At 36.3% G+C, this 19,162-nt stretch carries 12 protein-coding genes; 11 read left to right on the top strand and 1 reads right to left on the bottom strand.

All coding sequences use genetic code 11. The features are described 5' to 3' along the window. Positions 1-223: 223 nt before the first annotated feature. A complete protein-coding gene (locus tag L866_RS0104275) occupies positions 224-1,429 on the top strand; it encodes a zinc-ribbon domain-containing protein (RefSeq protein ID WP_025729480.1) in 1,206 nt (401 codons plus the stop codon). 52 nt (positions 1,430-1,481) lie between these two features. Here the strand turns inward: L866_RS0104275 and L866_RS0104270 are convergent, their stop codons facing one another. Continuing rightward, complete coding sequence (locus tag L866_RS0104270) at positions 1,482-2,330, bottom strand: DegV family protein (RefSeq protein ID WP_025729478.1); 849 nt, start codon at positions 2,328-2,330, stop codon at positions 1,482-1,484. Positions 2,331-2,668: 338 nt separating this feature from the next. Here L866_RS0104270 and truB point away from each other — a divergent pair, with 338 nt between their 5' ends. The 10 genes from truB to L866_RS0104220 all read left to right on the top strand — a co-directional run bounded on the left by truB (position 2,669) and on the right by L866_RS0104220 (position 19,111). Further along, complete coding sequence (truB, locus tag L866_RS0104265) at positions 2,669-3,589, top strand: tRNA pseudouridine(55) synthase TruB (protein WP_025729476.1); 921 nt, start codon at positions 2,669-2,671, stop codon at positions 3,587-3,589. A 12-nt stretch (positions 3,590-3,601) separates the two neighbouring features. Continuing rightward, complete coding sequence (gene ribF, locus L866_RS0104260; RefSeq protein ID WP_025729474.1) at positions 3,602-4,576, top strand: riboflavin biosynthesis protein RibF; 975 nt, start codon at positions 3,602-3,604, stop codon at positions 4,574-4,576. A 50-nt stretch (positions 4,577-4,626) separates the two neighbouring features. Then, positions 4,627-5,805 carry a radical SAM family heme chaperone HemW gene (gene hemW / locus L866_RS0104255; RefSeq protein ID WP_425387351.1) on the top strand — a complete coding sequence of 393 codons (1,179 nt, stop codon included), beginning with the start codon at positions 4,627-4,629 and terminating at the stop codon, positions 5,803-5,805. Positions 5,806-5,961: 156 nt separating this feature from the next. After that, the gene (gene hrcA, locus L866_RS0104250; RefSeq protein WP_025729470.1) at positions 5,962-6,969 is read left to right on the top strand and encodes a heat-inducible transcriptional repressor HrcA; all 1,008 of its coding nucleotides are present in this window, start codon (positions 5,962-5,964) and stop codon (positions 6,967-6,969) included. A 14-nt stretch (positions 6,970-6,983) separates the two neighbouring features. Next, positions 6,984-7,613 carry a nucleotide exchange factor GrpE gene (gene grpE / locus L866_RS0104245; RefSeq protein WP_245578436.1) on the top strand — a complete coding sequence of 210 codons (630 nt, stop codon included), beginning with the start codon at positions 6,984-6,986 and terminating at the stop codon, positions 7,611-7,613. 31 nt (positions 7,614-7,644) lie between these two features. Next, positions 7,645-9,483, top strand: a complete 1,839-nt coding sequence (dnaK, locus tag L866_RS0104240) for a molecular chaperone DnaK (protein WP_025729467.1) — start codon at positions 7,645-7,647, stop codon at positions 9,481-9,483. 25 nt (positions 9,484-9,508) lie between these two features. Beyond that, a complete protein-coding gene (gene dnaJ, locus L866_RS0104235; protein WP_025729465.1) occupies positions 9,509-10,663 on the top strand; it encodes a molecular chaperone DnaJ in 1,155 nt (384 codons plus the stop codon). Between the two features lie 236 nt (positions 10,664-10,899). Continuing rightward, positions 10,900-13,170, top strand: a complete 2,271-nt coding sequence (gene gshAB, locus L866_RS0104230) for a bifunctional glutamate--cysteine ligase GshA/glutathione synthetase GshB (protein WP_025729463.1) — start codon at positions 10,900-10,902, stop codon at positions 13,168-13,170. 47 nt (positions 13,171-13,217) lie between these two features. After that, a complete protein-coding gene (lepA, locus tag L866_RS0104225) occupies positions 13,218-15,056 on the top strand; it encodes a translation elongation factor 4 (RefSeq protein WP_025729461.1) in 1,839 nt (612 codons plus the stop codon). A gap of 134 nt (positions 15,057-15,190) precedes the next feature. Continuing rightward, positions 15,191-19,111, top strand: coding sequence for a pullulanase (locus L866_RS0104220; protein ID WP_051452863.1), 3,921 nt, complete (start codon positions 15,191-15,193; stop codon positions 19,109-19,111). Positions 19,112-19,162: the final 51 nt, after the last annotated feature.

Genomic DNA, 19,162 nt, shown 5'->3' with positions numbered 1-19,162 from the left:
CAATCGGTTAATTGGCGCTGTCCTGATGGACACACATGACGAATGGCTCAGTTCTACAAGAAAGTATATCAAGTTTAACCAGTAAGAGAGTATAGAACATTGTATAGTATTTTACACAAGATTATGGACTTGACTTTTATTTATCCGCATTAGATTTCATCATCTATTTTATTCTATTTTCTGTCTTTAACATATTTCTAATCTAATGAGAGGAGGATGTCCGATGAACTGTCGTCACTGTGGGGCGCCCATTGAATTAACGGATCGATTCTGTTCAAATTGTGGAGCGAGTGTTCAGCAAGAAAACAAAACGCATCAAGTGAATGTGGAACATCTTCAACCACAAGATACATCATATACGAATTCTGCAGATACATCACACTCATCCATTAGTTTATTGAATAAATGGTGGTGGGTTATTCTTGCCGCACTAGCAATCGGTGGATACTGGTTTTATCAGTCTAATCAAAAAATTAAGCTCATAGACTATGTTGAAGTCGAAGTAGTAGGATTAGACTCGCGAGGTCAAGCGTCTGTTTCAATTGATTATGATAGACTTTATGACGTGTATGTAAAATCAGGTCAAAAAAAGTATAAAGATCAATATGAGTTGGATGATGCTTTAAACGAAAAAGTTGATATAAACATTAATCCAGTATTTAATTTATCAAACGAAGATAATCTGACAGTGACCGTTACTTCTAAATTATCCGAATTTAAAGGCGGAAAGAAAAAATTAACGGTAAAAAATTTACAAAAACCAAAAGTACTTAAATTAGAAGATGTTTTCAAAACAGTCGTTGTGTCGTTTGAAGGAGCCAATCGCTATGGCAAAGCGATTATTGAAAATAATTTACCAGATGGATTAGATACTTTAAATTTTGAAGTGAAAAATAATGGTCATTTAAGCAATTCAGAAAAAACACAACTCCTTCTTCCAGAATCAGAACTTCAAACGCTAGAAGACCTGGGATACGTATTAGACAAGAATTTTAACGTCTATGTAAATGTCGAAGGATTAGCGAATGTTGTTGATTATGCTAAAGATATTACGAATTATGAAGATATACAGCGACGTATATCGGAAGAAATTTTAAGAACGCATAAAGATATAGATGCGACAAAGATGTACGGGACAAGATATGAATTGAAACGAGAAGCAACAATTTACCGTCCAGCTGCCGATCGTTCGGATCAATACGGAACGCTTCTTGATATATATACAGTAAAAGAATATAATGGCGGAACAGATGGACGACTAAGACGAACATTTACTGATGTTATAGGCTTCCATAATATTTTAGTTGATGAATCGAATAAAGCAGATTTATCACAAATGAAGCCACTTACACTATTTACTAACTTATCAGAAACAAAAGATAGTATTATCCAAAATTTAAAGTCAGATGGCTATGAGCTAGTAGAATAACAAAAAACCTCTATCGTTTTTAGATAGAGGTTTTTGCCGTTTACTAAACCGTTTATTTGGTTACAAGAATGATTCCCATGGCTTCTAATCCAGCGTGTGCTGCGACGACTGGACTGGTATGTGTCACAATCGATTGAGCTTCAGGAAATTCATCACGAAACATTTGAATAATGGAGCGATTGAAATCAGTCATGTTGACATAACAAAAATCAATCACTAATACGTCATCTTTAATTTTTAAATATTCATCTTTTAAGCGCTCGAATTCGCGTTTAATAGCTTTCATACCGCGTCCTTTAGCAATTAAAGTATTTCCTTCAGTTTCGTTAAATTCTAAAAAGACTTTGATATTCAATAAGTTGCTCAATAACCCTTTAGCACGAGACATGCGGCCACCTTTAGTTAAGTTATCTAAATGAACAACATCTAAATAAATCTTTGTACGACGCTTAATATCAATAATCTTTTCAATAATTTCTTCTAATGATTTACCTTCTTGAGCGAGCAAATGTGCCGCAATTACTTGATAGGCCAATCCACGAGTTGTTACACCTGAATCAACAACGGTTACTTTACCTTCAGCTAATTCCGCAGCTTGTCGACTAGCATTAACAGTCCCGCTTAATTTTTCAGAAGCTAAAATAGCTAATACTTCACTACCATCTGCAGTTAATTCATCAAAAACTTCTTTAAAACGCCCAATACTTGGTTGAGCAGTTTTTGGTAATTCTTCAGATTGTTGCATTTTAAGCACAAATTCCTCTTTTGTTAAATTTTCTCCATCCGTGTAGTTTTCGCCATTAATCGATACAGTTAAGGGCACGACAGTAATGGCGTATTTGGATAATTCTTCAGTCGTTAAATCTGAAGTGGAGTCGGTAACTATTTTGACTTGTTTCATATAAGCCACCCCTTTTCTAAATCCAGTTTACCATATAAATAAGAAAAACGATAGGGAGGTGAATAGAATTTTTAATATGATTTATTATATAAGAAATAACTTATCAAAAATGGAGAGTTCAATTTTAGAGAAAAGAGCTGTTATTTTTTTGAAAAATGAATTGCAATTTTCTTTATAAATAAAAGCAAACTATCAGTGGAATAATCGTCATTCTGAATAAAAAAGAATAGAATTTCGAATGTGTCTAATAAATGCAGTCATCTATTTAAGTGAAAAATTATGATATACTATGGAGTGATGATAAATATCATACGTCGAGTGTTAGGAGAAAAATTCACATGGATGGCATTATTATATTAAATAAAGAAAAAAGTATGACGAGTCACGATTGCGTCAATATTTTACGTGGTATATTAAAAACGAAAAAAATTGGACATACAGGTACACTTGATCCGAATGTAACCGGCGTTTTACCAATGTGTATCGGTCAAGCAACGAAATTAGTTGAATGGATGACCAATTCAAGTAAAACATATGAGGGAAGCATCACTTTGGGTTATTCAACGGAAACAGAAGATCAATATGGAAAAGTAGTTGAAAAACTGAAGTTAAATCAAGCAGTTGATGAAAGTTTAATTGACCAAACACTGTCACAAATGGTCGGCGAATTAAAGCAAATTCCTCCTATGTATTCTGCGGTGCGAGTGAATGGGAAACATTTGTATGAGTATGCTCGTAATAATCAAACAATCGAGCGTCCGGTACGAACCATTCAAGTCTATGAATTGCGTCGTACCTCATCCGTGATTTATAATGAAGTAACACAAACATGTACGTTTGACTTCTTAATTACTTGTTCGAAAGGGACATATGTCAGAACAATTGCGACAGATTTAGGTGTTCAACTAAATATTCCAAGTCATATGTCACGACTCGTTCGTATATCGAGTGCAGGATTTTCAATTGATCAAGCGCACACATTAGATGAAATACGTGAACATGAATCCCATTACTTAATTCCTTTAATGGACGTTTTAAAGAAGTATCCGAAAGTAGTCGTGCCAAAGTCATTAGAACGCTTAGTTCAAAATGGTGCGGTATTACGTCGTGAACAATTTGAACAAGTAGAAGCGCAAGATTGGATATCCCCCCAGTTATTAGTTATTAATGACGTACCAATTGGATTTTACGGACAACATCCAACGAAGTCAGACTTAATTAAACCATTAAAGATGTTTTCTTTTAAAGGAAATGAATAAGAGAGGTTTTGTATGAAAGTTATTGAATTAACCTATCCTTTAAATGCAGGCGATGTAGTCAATCAACCCATCGTATTGGCTTTAGGTTTTTTTGACGGGTTACATAAAGGCCATCAACGAGTCATTGAAACCGCAAAAACAATTGCTAAAGCACGCAATTTACCATTGGCATTGATGAGTTTTAATCGACATCCTGCTGTTATTTTTAAAGAAATGAAAGAAGAGCAAATGAAGTATTTGTCACCCCCTGCCTTAAAAGAAGTGTTACTTGAGCGATTTGGCGTTGATTATTTTTATCGCGTCGATTTTAGCGAAGACTTTGCACAACTCCGTCCTCAAGCATTTGTGAATCAATATTTAGTAGGTCTACATGCTGAAGTGGTCGTTGCTGGCTTTGATTATACATATGGGCCACACGCAATCGCGAATATGGACACGCTACCGACATATGCAGCGAATCGATTTGATATTGTGAGTATCCCAGAAGAACGCCTATTAGATGGAAAAGTAAGTTCTACGAGAATTCGTAAGTTTCTAGGTGAACACGCGGTTGGACAAGTGAATGATATGTTGGGGTACTATTATACAATAAGTGGTCAAGTCGTTCACGGGAAAAAACGAGGTAGCACTTTAATCGGCTATCCAACTGCTAATTTATCGGTGGATGCACCTTATCATCTACCGAGTGTCGGTGTTTATGCGGTCATGGTACGAGTCAACGATGAATGGCTGCCTGGATTTGCTTCAATCGGTTATAATCAAACATTTGAATCACGAATTGATACGCCTCTAACTATTGAAGCGCATATTTTCGATTATCAAGCAGACCTTTACGGACAAACGATTCAAATTGCTTGGATTAGTTACTTAAGACCGATGGAAAAGTTTGCTTCAATTGATGCATTAATTGCTCAGCTTCATTTAGATAAAGTAGAAGCACTCAAACAATTAGCTACTGTTCAACCTGAACAATTAATTGATTTATAAAACGAAAGAAAGACGCCAAAATAAGGGCGTCTTATATTGAAAGGAATGTCATTTTGAGTCAAATAATTCAATCCCAAAATAAGCGTGCTGTATACATTCACATTCCTTTTTGTGAACATATTTGCTACTATTGTGACTTTAATAAAGTATATTTAGAAGGACAGCCAGTTGATGAGTACGTTGATTTGCTCGTTCGAGAAATGGAATTGAAAACAGCCCAAGATCGAGTCAACCATCAAAAAGAAACCGTACAAAGTATTTATATTGGTGGAGGCACACCTAGTGTATTAACGTTGGGCCAATTTGAACGACTTTTCAAAGGAATATACGACTGTTTTAATCTTCAACCAGATGGAGAATTTACGATTGAGATGAATCCAAATAACGTATCACAAGAAGTTCTTGCGCTTTTTAAAACGTATGGCGTCAATCGGCTAAGTGTTGGCGTACAGTCTTTTGATGATGACCTATTAAAACGTATTGGACGAACACATAGTAAATCCGTTGCAATCGATGCTTTTCATCAAATTGAACGAGCGGGATTTGATAATGTGTCTATGGATTTAATTTTTCGTTTACCTCATCAAAGTATTGAACAATATCAAGCGAGTTTAGATACGGCTTTATCAATTGATTTACCACATTATTCCGTGTATTCATTAATTTTAGAACGAAAGACCGTCTTTTATAACTTGATGCGTCTAGGAAAATTACCGCTCCCGTCAGAAGATACAGAAGTCGAAATGTTTGCTCGAACCATGCAACAAATGGAAGCGAATGGTAGACATCACTACGAAATTAGTAACTATGGTAAGCCCGGTTATGAAAGCCAACATAATTTAGCCTACTGGAATCGAGTCGACTATTATGGATTTGGAGCAGGAGCGCACGGATTAATTAATAATGTTCGATATCAAAATTTAGGACCGATTCAACATTACCTTAATCCTTTACGAAATCACGAATTACCAATCTTAGAACAAAATGAATTAACATCCCGCCAACAAATGGAAGAATTCTTTTTCTTAGGTTTGAGAAAAATGGAAGGCGTTAACTTTCAAACATTCGAGCAACAGTTTAATCAATCGGTCGCTTCTATCTATCAAGAAACGATTGATCATTTGAAGCATATAGAATTGATTGAATCTACTGCCCAAGGTATCAAATTAAGTCCTCAAGGGGTATATTTAGGCAACGACGTTTTTCAAGCTTTTTTATTGGAAGACTAGATGTTTCCTATCATAATAGTTACACAAACACTTTGTTTAGCGCACGTCAAGTTCAGTCAAAAGTCTGAGTTTATTACCTTGACTTAATCTAACCAAAGTGTTAAATTATATACAGGGTTAGCACTCAACCTATCCAAGTGCTAAAGGGGTGATGAGGTGTTAACCAAAAGACAATTGCATATTTTTCAATTAATCATTCAGTTATACAGTGAACTCAAGGAGCCAATTGGTTCGAAGACATTACTTGAAAATAGTGATTTGACTGTTAGTTCAGCCACATTACGAAATGAAATGGTCCGTTTAGAATCACTTGGATTGATTGAGAAAAACCACTTATCATCTGGACGAATACCTTCTAATAAAGGTTATCGATTTTACGTTGATAAAATTCTCCCGTTTGAAACGAGTGATTTGAATCAAATGGAAGCTACCGACGTGAATCAATTGTTGAAAGAATCCGCGCCGAATTTAGAGTTCTTTATGAATCAGACGGCTGATTTATTCAGTCAAAAAATTCACTTTACAACGCTCTCAATCGGATTGACGGATCAAAAACGGTCAATTACTAATATTCGTTTAATATCCATTTCGCCTCAACATTTAATGGTAGTCATTTTATTTTCTGACCATACCTATGAGGAAGAAATGATTCGATTAGTCCGAGCATTTAGTCCGGAGCGATTAAAGCAACTCGAAATGCAATTGAATCATCTATTAGCGAATCAAAGCATTCATACCGCTATTCAACAATTAAAGCAATGGATAAACGAAAAGGCCGATAACTACGAACGCTTAGAAGAACTATTTATAAGCCAAGTGCTTTCACCATTAAATCAAAAGCAACAACTGCCTTTATACGTTTCAGGTAAGCGTCATTTATTAGATTCAACGAATGATTTGGAATTAATTAAACGGGTCTACCGCTTAGTTGAAGATGAGTCCCTTCTAACACGGTTAACGCGTTTAGAATCACCTTTAGAAATTCGAATTGGTGATGAAATTGGCGTATCTGGATTAGAGGATTATTCCATCATTTCAGCCCGTTTGTCAGACGGCGAACAACAAGGCTTACTAGCGGTCATGGGACCAACTAATATGCCTTACCGAGAAATATATAAATTATTGCAGTATATCAATAAGGCTTATACTGAGAAAAATATGTAAAAGGAGATGAAGAAGTGTCGAAAGAATCGATGAACCAACATACAGAGCAAGATGAACAAGTTGTCGATCCATCACAAGCAACTGAAGAAGTTGTTACTGAGGCTAACCCTAACGAATCAAGTGATGAACAGGCAACTGAATTAAATGAAACAACAGAAGAAACCATGACTAAAGAAAATGAAGAGGAAACGAAATCAGAAGCAGATCTTGCTGCGGAGAAAATAGCCGCTTTAGAAGATCAAGTCTTACGTTTATCCGCGGAAATGGCTAATATTCAAAAACGCCAAGCGCGTGAACGTCAAGATCTAGCGAAGTTTCGTTCACAAAGTTTAGCGCAAGAATTATTACCTGCGTTAGACAATTTAGAACGTGCATTATTACTTAAATCAACAACAGAAGAAGCTAAAAATATTCAATCAGGTGTTACTATGGTAAAAGAATCAATTTTAGCAGCATTTAAACATGAAGGCATTGAAGTGATTGATCCGTTAAATGAACTATTTGACCCATCATTCCATCAAGCCGTTCAAGTGGTACCTGTTGAAGAAGGCGAAACACCTGATACAGTAGCACAAGTTCTACAAAAAGGATATATGTTAAAAGAACGTGTCTTAAGACCAGCGATGGTTTTAGTCCGTCAATAAAATCGAATGATACAATAAAGGAGAGAATATAATGAGTAAAATTATTGGGATTGACTTAGGAACAACAAACTCAGCAGTAGCAGTCTTAGAAGGTGGCGAAGCTAAAATTATCGCTAACCCAGAAGGAAACCGTACAACACCATCTGTTGTAGCGTTTAAAAATGGCGAAAAACAAGTAGGGGAAGTTGCTAAACGTCAAGCTGTAACAAACCCTAATACAATCAGCTCAATTAAACGTCACATGGGTGAAGGTTCATTCAAAGAAACAATCGAAGGAAAAGACTATACACCACAAGAAATCTCAGCAATGATCTTACAATACTTAAAAGGTTATGCAGAAGATTACTTAGGTGAAAAAGTAACGAAAGCCGTTATTACCGTACCAGCTTACTTTAACGACGCACAACGTCAAGCAACAAAAGATGCAGGACAAATTGCCGGTTTAGAAGTAGAACGTATCGTAAACGAGCCAACAGCTGCAGCGTTAGCATACGGTTTAGATAAAACAGATAAAGAAGAAAACGTCTTAGTATTCGACTTAGGTGGAGGTACGTTTGACGTATCAATTCTTGAATTAGGTGATGGTGTCTTCGACGTATTATCAACAGCTGGTGATAACAAACTAGGTGGGGATGACTTTGACGAAAAAATCATTCAATTCTTAATTGAAGAATTCAAAAAAGAAAACAGCATTGACTTATCAAAAGATAAAATGGCAATGCAACGTCTAAAAGATGCAGCTGAAAAAGCGAAAAAAGACTTATCAGGTGTAACACAAACACAAATCAGCTTACCATTTATCTCAGCTGGTGACAGTGGACCAATCCACATGGAAACAACATTAACACGCGCTAAATTTGACCAATTAACAGCTGATTTAGTAGAACGTACAAAAGTCCCAGTACGTCAAGCAATGAAAGACGCTGGTTTAACAGCAGCAGATATTGATGAAGTAATCTTAGTAGGTGGATCAACACGTATCCCAGCTGTTGTTGAAGCGGTACGTAATGAAACAGGTAAAGAGCCTAACAAATCAGTAAACCCAGATGAAGTAGTTGCTATGGGTGCTGCAATTCAAGGGGGCGTTATCTCAGGAGACGTGAAAGATATCGTTTTACTTGACGTAACTCCATTATCATTAGGTATTGAAACAATGGGTGGCGTGTTCACTAAATTAATCGATCGTAATACAACAATTCCAACATCTAAGAGCCAAGTATTCAGTACAGCAGCAGATAACCAACCAGCAGTAGATGTACACGTATTACAAGGTGAACGCCCAATGGCTGCAGATAACAAAACATTAGGACGCTTCCAATTAACGGATATTCCACCAGCACCACGTGGTATTCCTCAAATTGAAGTATCATTTGATATCGACAAAAACGGTATCGTTAATGTACGTGCTAAAGATTTAGGTACACAAAAAGAACAAGCCATTACAATTAAATCATCATCTGGTTTAACAGACGAAGAAATCGATCGTATGGTGAAAGACGCAGAAGCGAATGCAGAAGCTGACCAAAAACGTAAGGAAGAAGTTGACTTACGTAACGAAGCTGATCAATTATTATTCCAAGTGGATAAAACATTGAAAGAATTGGATGGAAAAATTGATGAAGAAGAAGTGAAAAAAGCAGAAGCTGCACGTGATGAATTACAACAAGCCGTTGATAACAATGACTTAGAAGCAATCAAGACAAAACGTGATGCATTAAGTGAAGTAATTCAAAACTTAACAGTTAAATTATACGAACAAGCAGCTCAAGCGCAACAACAAGCAGAAGGTGCTACAGCAGGTGAAGCAACTGATAATGAAAACGCATCAGATGATGTTGTCGAAGCAGACTTTAAAGAAGTTGACGAATAAAATGGATTGGTAAGGAGGCAAAACAATGGCGAAACGAGATTATTATGAAGTCTTAGGTGTTGCCAAAGATGCTTCAAGCCAAGAAATTAAAAGAGCTTATCGTAAATTATCTAAAACATATCATCCAGATATTAATAAAGCTGATGATGCAGCTGAAAAATTTAAAGAAATATCTGAAGCTTATGAAGTACTAAGTGATGATCAAAAACGTGCCGCATATGATCAATATGGTCATGCTGCTACCGACCCTAATTTTAGGGGCGGTGGTGGTTTTGGCGGGTTTGAAGGATTTGATGGCTTTAACGGTGGTTTTGGTGGAGGCTTTGAAGACATATTCTCAACATTTTTCGGTGGCGGTGGTGGAGGCAGTCGACGTAATCCGAATGCACCAACACGTGGTCGAGATATGCAATATGTCATTAATTTGAGCTTTGACGAAGCAATCTTTGGTAAAAAAGAAACAATTCGTTATGAACGAGAAGAAACCTGTCATACTTGTCACGGTTCTGGTGCAAAACCAGGAACAAGCCCAAAAACCTGTCATAAATGTCATGGAACAGGGGCGGTGAGTGTCGAACAACAAACACCATTCGGTCGAATAGCTACACAACGCGTATGTGACGTGTGTCATGGAACAGGTCAAGAAATCGTTGATAAATGTACTACTTGTCACGGCTCAGGACATGAAACAAAAGAACATAAAGTAGAAGTGACAATTCCTGCCGGTGTTGAAACAGGGACGCAAATGCGCTTAAGCAATCAAGGGGAAGCTGGTACTAATGGCGGTCCTTACGGTGATTTATATGTGGTCTTTAAAGTAGCTGATAGTGATTTATTCGAACGTGAAGGGTCAGAAATTCTATTTACTCTTCCAATTAATTTTGTGCAAGCAGCATTAGGAGATGAAGTCGAAGTACCGACTGTTCATGGTAAAGTTAAAATGAAAATACCAGCCGGCATCCAAAGTGGCACAAAATTACGTTTAAAAGGAAAAGGCGCACCACGCGTCAACAGCAGTTACGTTGGTGATCAACATGTCACTGTTAAAGTGATGACACCAAAACATTTAAATTCAGAACAAAAAAATGCGTTAAAAGCCTATGGTGAAACAATGGGTAACAAAGTAAGTGAAGAAGAAAAAAATTTTTTTGATAAAATGAGAGACGCATTTCGTAAGTAAAAAGTGTCAGCATGTGCTGACGCTTTTTTAATGTTTAATCGTATTAGGTGAAGTAACATGTTGGTTACTTCACTTTTTTTATAAGATAAAGTTAAACAGTGTATGAATTTATAATATGTGATGAGCGACATTCATCGATTAAAATAATCGTTTGTACTAAGTCAAAAGATTGCACGTTTTAAAATACTTTTGATAAAATAAATGAGAATGTACTATGTGAAGAAGAGAGTGATGACATGCAGTCGATAAAAACAATATTAAAAAAACACCAAGAACTACAACCTTATTTACAACGTGGGAGTTTTGGTATTGAACGAGAGGGATTACGTGTAACAGAAGACGGAAGCATTAGTTTAACAGATCATCCGCACATTTTTGGATCAAGAAGTTTCCATCCCTATATTCAAACAGATTTTGCGGAATCACAATTAGAGTTAATAACTCCAACAACAGCAAGCGTTGAAGAAGCAGTAGATTGGTTAGATGCCATTATTCAAGTTACCACATTAGGCTTACCAGAAGATGAATATATCTGGCCACTATCAATGCCTTATGATTTAAGTCATGCGAACGATATTCGAGTTGCACAACTTGAAGAAGGAGGCGATGTCGCTTACCGCGAAGGATTAATTGAACGTTACGGTAAAAACAAACAATTAGTCAGTGGTGTCCATTTTAACTTTGGATTGGACGATACTTTTATTCAAACTTTATATAAGATTATGCAACCTGACATGCCTGTTCATCAATTTCAAACCGAATGCTATTTAAAAATTACAAAATTTTATTTTGATTATGAATGGCTGCTAACTTATTTATACGGGGCATCTCCTCTTGTAGACGCACGTTATTTTGACAAACGCTGCCCTGAACCACTCGACCATCCCGTAAAATCATTACGCGTCTCTGACTATGGATACGTTAATAATCCACGCTTATCGATTCAAAATGGCTCGTTAGAAGACTATGTTAATGCCCTAGAAGAAGCGGTGAAGTCTGGTGCCATTTCAGCTGAAAAAGAATATTACTCAGGTATTCGTTACCGTGGCAAACCAAGCGCACGTGAACTACTAGAATCTGGAATTAAATACATTGAATGTCGGCATGTGGATCTACATCCATTTGATCGAACGGGAGTGAGTCGTGCCCATCTAAAATTCTTACACGCCTTTTTAGTATATGGTCTCTTACACAATCAACCAATTGTCCCAGAAAAAATCGAGGAGTCGCTATTATTCGGTGAAGAGCTGGCCTTATATCCAGTAGACGCATCATTGAATGAGACGAAATATAACGAAGCAAAAAAATTATTACAACAAATGTCAGCAGATTTCCAAGCGTTTCAATGGAAAGATGACATTTTATTCGACGAAATTGCTAAAAACGTGCAACGATTAAATCATGTGGAACAAACGCTAAGCATGCGCGTGATGAATGAAGTGGGCAATAAAGAAGCGGGAATGCAATTAGCTCGTTCGTTTAAAACAGATTATGAACGCCATGATTATCAAACAATTGGCTTTGAAGATTTAGAATTATCAACGCAAGCCGTTTTGTTTGATGCGATTCAAAAAGGGATAGCGATTCGTTTTGTCGATCGATATGATCAATTAATCGAGCTTTCTTATAACGGACAAAAAGAATGGGTGAAGAGTGGCAATATGACATCATTAGATACTTACATTACGCCGCTAGTTATGGAAAACAAAACAGCGACAAAAATGATTCTGAGTGAAGCGGGTATTTCAGTTCCAGGGGGCAATGAATATCATGCTTTTGAAGAAGCCGCAAGAGACTATGCAATTTATCACAATAAAGCAGTCGTTGTTAAACCAAAAGACACGAACATGGGAATTGGAATCACCATCCTAAAACCAGTTCAGTCCCAAGCACAGTTTGAACAAGCGTTAGCGATTGCCTTTAAATCGTCAAAACATGTGCTCGTTGAAGAGTTTGCACCGGGGACGGAATATCGTTTCTTCGTCTTGGATGGATCCGTTCGAGCAGTTTTAAAAAGAGAACCAGCACACGTTATTGGAGATGGGAAACAAACAATCCAAGCATTGATTGATGAAAAAAATAAACATCATTGGCGTGGTGAAGGGCATCAAACACCACTCGTAAAAATTACAGTGGGCGAAAGTGGTCAAATGTTGTTAGATGAACAAGGCGTCACATTAAATACCGTACCAAAAATAGGTGAACGAATTGAATTACGTCGCAATTCCAATATATCAACGGGTGGTGATTCGGTTGATATGACTGATGAAATGCCTAATTACTTTAAGAAAGTAGCTGTCCAAGCGGCACAATCACTGGAGGCTGTAGTTTGTGGCATTGATATGATGATTCTAGATCTAAGTGGTACGGATCAGACGTATTCTATTATTGAAGCGAATTTTAATCCGATGATGTCTATGCATATTTTTCCAGCAAAAGGAACCTCTCGTCGATTAAGTCGAGACGTATTAGAAACACTCTTCAAAACTAATATGACAAGCGCCTAATTTCTTGTTATAATAAGTTAGATTAACAAGAGAAAGTGAGCAAATGAATGAAAAAAGACTTAGATTTTAAAATACTTAAACAAAGGCAAAAAATGATTCGAAACTTTTCGATCATCGCCCATATCGATCATGGGAAATCGACGTTAGCGGACCGTATCTTACAATTAACACATACGGTTGCAGAACGTGAAATGCAAGACCAATTATTAGATTCGATGGATTTAGAACGTGAACGTGGCATCACCATTAAATTAAATGCTGTAGAATTAAACTATACGGCAAAAGATGGTGAAACATATATTTTCCATTTAATCGATACCCCAGGACACGTCGACTTCTCTTATGAAGTATCACGATCCTTAGCAGCCTGTGAAGGGGCTCTGTTAGTTGTGGATGCGGCCCAAGGAATTGAAGCTCAAACAATGGCTAACGCTTATTTAGCGGTAGACAATAATTTAGAAATGATTCCTGTCATTAATAAAATTGATTTACCAGCTGCTGATCCAGAACGTGTTCGTCAAGAAATTGAAGACGTGATTGGAATTGATGCGAGTGACGCAGTATTAGCAAGTGCCAAAGCAGGAATTGGTATTGAAGAAATTTTAGAGCAAATTGTGGAATTAATTCCAGCACCAGATGGCGATATTGATGCACCGTTACAAGCATTGATTTTTGATTCATTCTATGATCCATATCGCGGGGTTATTTTAAGCGTCCGTATTAAAAATGGTATTATACGCCCAGGTGACACGATTCAATTAATGAGCAACAGCAAACAATTTGAAGTAGTTGACGTGGGTATTTACTCACCTAAACCAATTCAAAGAGATTTCTTAATGGTGGGGGATGTTGGATACATCGCCGCAAGTATTAAAACGATTCAAGACACACAAGTGGGGGATACAGTTACATTAGCGAATAACCCTGTATCAGAACCGTTAGAAGGCTACCGTCGCATGAATCCAATGGTATACTGTGGACTATATCCAATCGATTCATCAGAATATAACGATTTAAGAGAAGCATTAGAACGACTAGAATTAAATGATGCTTCATTGAATTTTGAACCAGAAACAAGTCAGGCGCTAGGTTTTGGTTTCCGTTGTGGTTTCTTAGGAATGCTTCATATGGACGTTATCCAAGAACGGTTAGAGCGCGAGTTTGATCTCGACTTAATTACGACTGCTCCAAGTGTTATTTATCAAATTGAAACAACAAATGGCGAGACGATTACAGTTTCGAACCCAGCGGATATGCCTGATCCAACTGAAATTAGTCAAATTTTAGAACCATACGTGAAAACAGAAATTATGGTACCAAGTGACTACGTTGGCGCTGTAATGGAATTATGTCAACGCAAACGTGGTAATTTCTTAACGATGGATTATTTAGATGATTATCGCGTTAACGTTCAATACGAAATGCCTTTAGCAGAGATTATTTTTGATTTCTTCGATCAATTAAAATCATCAACAAAAGGTTATGCCTCGCTTGATTATAGTATGAGTGGTTATAAACCAAGTAAATTAGTAAAAATGGATATCCTATTAAATGGTGAGATTGTCGATGCATTAAGCTCTATTGTCCATCGCGACTTTGCTTATAACCGTGGACGTGCAATCGTTGAAAAACTACGCACACTCATTCCACGTCAACAATTTGAAGTGCCAATTCAAGCAGTCATTGGTCATAAAATATTAGCTCGTACAAACATTAAAGCTTTACGTAAAAATGTGTTAGCCAAATGTTATGGTGGGGATGTTTCACGTAAACGTAAATTATTAGAGAAACAAAAAGAAGGTAAGAAACGAATGAAACAAGTCGGTTCAGTTGAAATACCACAAGAAGCATTTATGAGTATTTTAGACTTAGACGGTGAAGGTTAAATTAATGATTAAAGATGTCGCATTGAGCGGCATCTTTTTTGCGTGAAATTTAAAAGAAATCGTTTGCATTATTTCGTTGACAAAGCGCTTACAAAACTTTATATTAGAGATATATAGATGAGGAGGGCTTTTTTATGGTGATTAAACGTTCAAATAATATTCAAAACAATTCATTTAATATTCGACCAAAAAAACATTTAGGATTAGCTTCTTTCGCGCTTTTAACAACAATGGTACTTGGTGGGTTACCATTTAATACACAACACGTTCATGCGGATGAAGCAACGACACAAAATCCAGCTCAACCAATTGTTACAGATGAAACAACAGATAAGAATAATGAATTATCGACTAAAATGGAAACGGTTGCGTTGAACAGTGTAAATGATGTGGATACACCTCAGCACAAAGCTGCAGAAGATAAGGAGCAACCTGTTGCGACAGCCTTGAAAAAAGTTGAAGAAGAGTCCGGATTGAAAGATAAAATTGAACTCAATCATATACGTATGCACTTTGAAGAAGGGTTAATTACTTCACCAGAAACTGAAGGTTTATGGTTGTGGGAAGATGTAGAAAAACCTTCTAATGGTTGGCCTAATGGAGCAATCAGTTTTAAAAATGCAAAAACAGACGAATTCGGAAAATATCTAGATATTAAAACAAAAACTAGCGCTGAGAAAATTGGTTGGTTAATTAACAAAACAGATGGTAATAAAGTAACTAAAGATGACCAATTTTTAAATATTAATTCACCTAAAATGAATGAAGCATGGATTACCAAAGATTTAAAAGCATATCCATACAAGCCTTTAAAAGAAGAAAAAACAGTTCGCATTAATTATTTTAGAGAAGATGGCAAATATGATGATTGGGCATTGTGGGCTTGGGATAATGTCAATAAAAAAATGGAAGACTTCCCAAATGGAGCAATTTCTTTTGAAAAAACAGGATTGTCAGGAAAATATATTGATTTCTCTCTAAAAGATGTTAAAGGAGATTTAGGATTTTTGTTTGTGAACAAAAAAACTAAAGAACAAACGAAAGATTATCATTTTACAAATCGTATAAATGATAGCCAAATCTTCATGCGAGCAGGTGACGATAATATTTATCATTCGCCATATTATGATGCATATCAATCTGAGCGTCTAACTGCTGCACAACAAACGTCATTAAATCAAATTGATTTATTATTTAAAGGATTAAATGATCAATCAGTTGAAAAAATCAAAAAAGACTTAAAATTGACGAATAAATCTAATCAATCAGTGAAAATTGATGAAGTAATAAAAAATGATCAAACACTGCAATTAAAAGGGAATTTTAATATTGATAACGGACCATATACATTAACATATGGAAACACTAAACTAGTTGTACAACCAAGCTGGAAGTTAACTGATGAACAATATGGCTATGATGGTACATTGGGTGCCGAATTAAAAGAAGATGGGTCCGCTACACTAAAAGTTTGGTCACCATCTGCTCAATCTGTCAAAGTGCGTTTATACGATAAAAAAGATGCGAATAAAGTCATTAAAGATTTTGATATGAAAAAAGGTGAACGCGGCGTATGGCAAGTTGATTTATCAGGGAATGCAGTTGACTCAAATAGCTTAGAAGGTTACTTCTACCACTATGTTATTAAACGTGATGGTAAAGAAGTAGTGGCATTAGATCCATACGCTAAATCACTAGCTGCATGGGATCAAACATCTGCTAAAGAAAAAGTAGCGAAAGCAGCGATTGTTAATCCAGCTAAAATTGGTCCACAATTAGATTATGCTAAAATTGATGGCTATGAAAAACGTGAAGATGCAGTCATTTATGAAGTTCACGTACGGAATTTCACATCTGATCCATCAATCAAAAATCAATTAACAACACCATACGGAACATTTAGTGCATTTGCAGAGAAGTTAGATTACATTAAGAGTTTAGGTGCCACACACATTCAGTTGCTTCCTGTGATGAGCTATTATTTTGCTAATGAAAAAGATCGTGAGAAGTATGAAGATGGTTGGAAATCAAAAGATAACAACTTTAACTGGGGATATGATCCACAAAGTTACTTCGCATTAACAGGTATGTACTCAAGCAATCCAGACTCTCCAAATAAACGAATTGAAGAGTTTAAACAATTAGTGCAAGCCATTCATGATAAAGGAATGGGTGTTATTTTAGATGTAGTGTATAATCACACGGCACAAGTTCATTTATTTGAAGATTTAGAGCCAAACTACTATCATTTCATGAATAAAGATGGTTCGTCACGAGAAAGTTTTGGAGGAGGACGTTTAGGAACAACTCATAAAATGTCACGTCGTATTTTAGTCGATTCGATTAAATATTGGACAGATGAATTTAAAGTAGATGGGTTCCGTTTTGATATGATGGGTGACCATGATGCAGAATCTATTCAAAAAGCATTCGATGAAGCGAAAAAATTAAATCCAAATGTGATCATGTTAGGTGAAGGTTGGCGTACATATGCGGGAGACGAAGTGTCGGATCGCGTTCAAGCTGCTGACCAAGACTGGATGAAAGATACAAACTCTGTTGGTGTATTTGCAGACAAATTGAGAAATGAATTGAAATCAGGTTTTGGTAATGAAGGACAACCAGCCTTTTTAACAGGTGGACACCGCAATATTCAAATGATTTTTGATAATCTAACGGGTAAACCTTCAAACTTCCAAGCAACTGCACCTGGAGATGTGATTCAATACATTGAAGCACATGACAACTTAACATTACATGATGTGATTGCTCAATCCATTAAGAAAGATCCTGCAAAACATGAAGATGAAATTCATCGTCGGATTCGAATTGGTAACTTAATGATTATGACGTCTCAAGGTACACCATTCATCCATTCCGGACAAGAATATGGTGCAACACGTCAAATTAAAGATCCAAACTTCAAAGGATGGGTAAACGAAAATGACGCACCTTATAAATCGACTTACATGACGGACGAACAGGGTCATCCATTTGAATATCCATACTTCATTCACGATGCATATGATTCATCGGATCACATTAACCATTTCAATTGGGACATGGTGACAGACGGGGTAAAACATAAAAATCAAAAACAAACTCATGATTTTACAAAGGGACTAATTCATTTACGTCGTTCAACAGATGCTTTTAGAAAAGGCTCATTAGAAGCTATTAGTAAGGACGTTCATTTAATGCGTGCTCCAGAAATTCATGAAAATGATTTATTAATGGGATTCGTCGCGTATGACAAAGATGGCGTAGGTTATGCGGTAATTGTTAATGCGGACAATTATGACCGTGAAGTATCATTACAAGGAGAGTTCTTAGCCATTGGTCAAGGAAGTGTACTGGTAGATGGCACGCAAGCTGGAGTTAAAAAAATTGCGAACCCAATAGATGTTGTATTAGCAAATAATCGTGTGAAATTAAAACCATTAACAGCAACAGTTATTCGTTTTAATGAAGATAAAATGAAAAAGCCAGTACCTGAATCAAATTCAGATAAAAAAGATCAAGCCCATGACCAAAATAATCAAGGCACACCAGAAAAGCCAAACGCATCAGATAATAATACAAAAGAATCTGATCAGTCTGGAAATGAACAAACAGAACCAAATACAAATCAAAAAGGTCAACAAACACCGCCTAAGAGCCAAGCTGAACCAAACGATACGAATCAAAATAATTTATTAAATCATGAAAATAATAACCAGCATAACAATCAAATAAATCAATCAAAAAATCAAGAGCAACAAAATAATCAAAATTCATCGAATCAAACAAAAGATGGGGCAGCTGATACAAGAACGCGTCAAAAAAATGCACAAACACAAAACAAAAAAGATGCAGAGGCACTTCAATCAAAAGATAAAAATCAAGCAGAGTCAAAAACTAAAAAACAAGTAACTGATTCGAAACAAGTGACAAACCAAGTTACAAAAGAAAGTGTCCTACCACAAACAGGAGAAGTCGCAATCTTTAGTACAGCGGCACTATCAGTACTTGCCGGATTAGGCTTAGCCGTTCCAACAATGAAAAAAGAAGATTAAGAACATTTAGTTTATAACTGAAAACTTTTTTAAAATAAACAACCGTTCAAC

The sequence above is a fragment of the Atopobacter phocae ATCC BAA-285 genome (assembly GCF_000526675.1).
Lineage (GTDB): Bacteria > Bacillota > Bacilli > Lactobacillales > Aerococcaceae > Atopobacter > Atopobacter phocae.
Note: the sequence above shows the minus strand (reverse complement) of the source record. Positions and strands in the feature narration are given on the sequence as shown.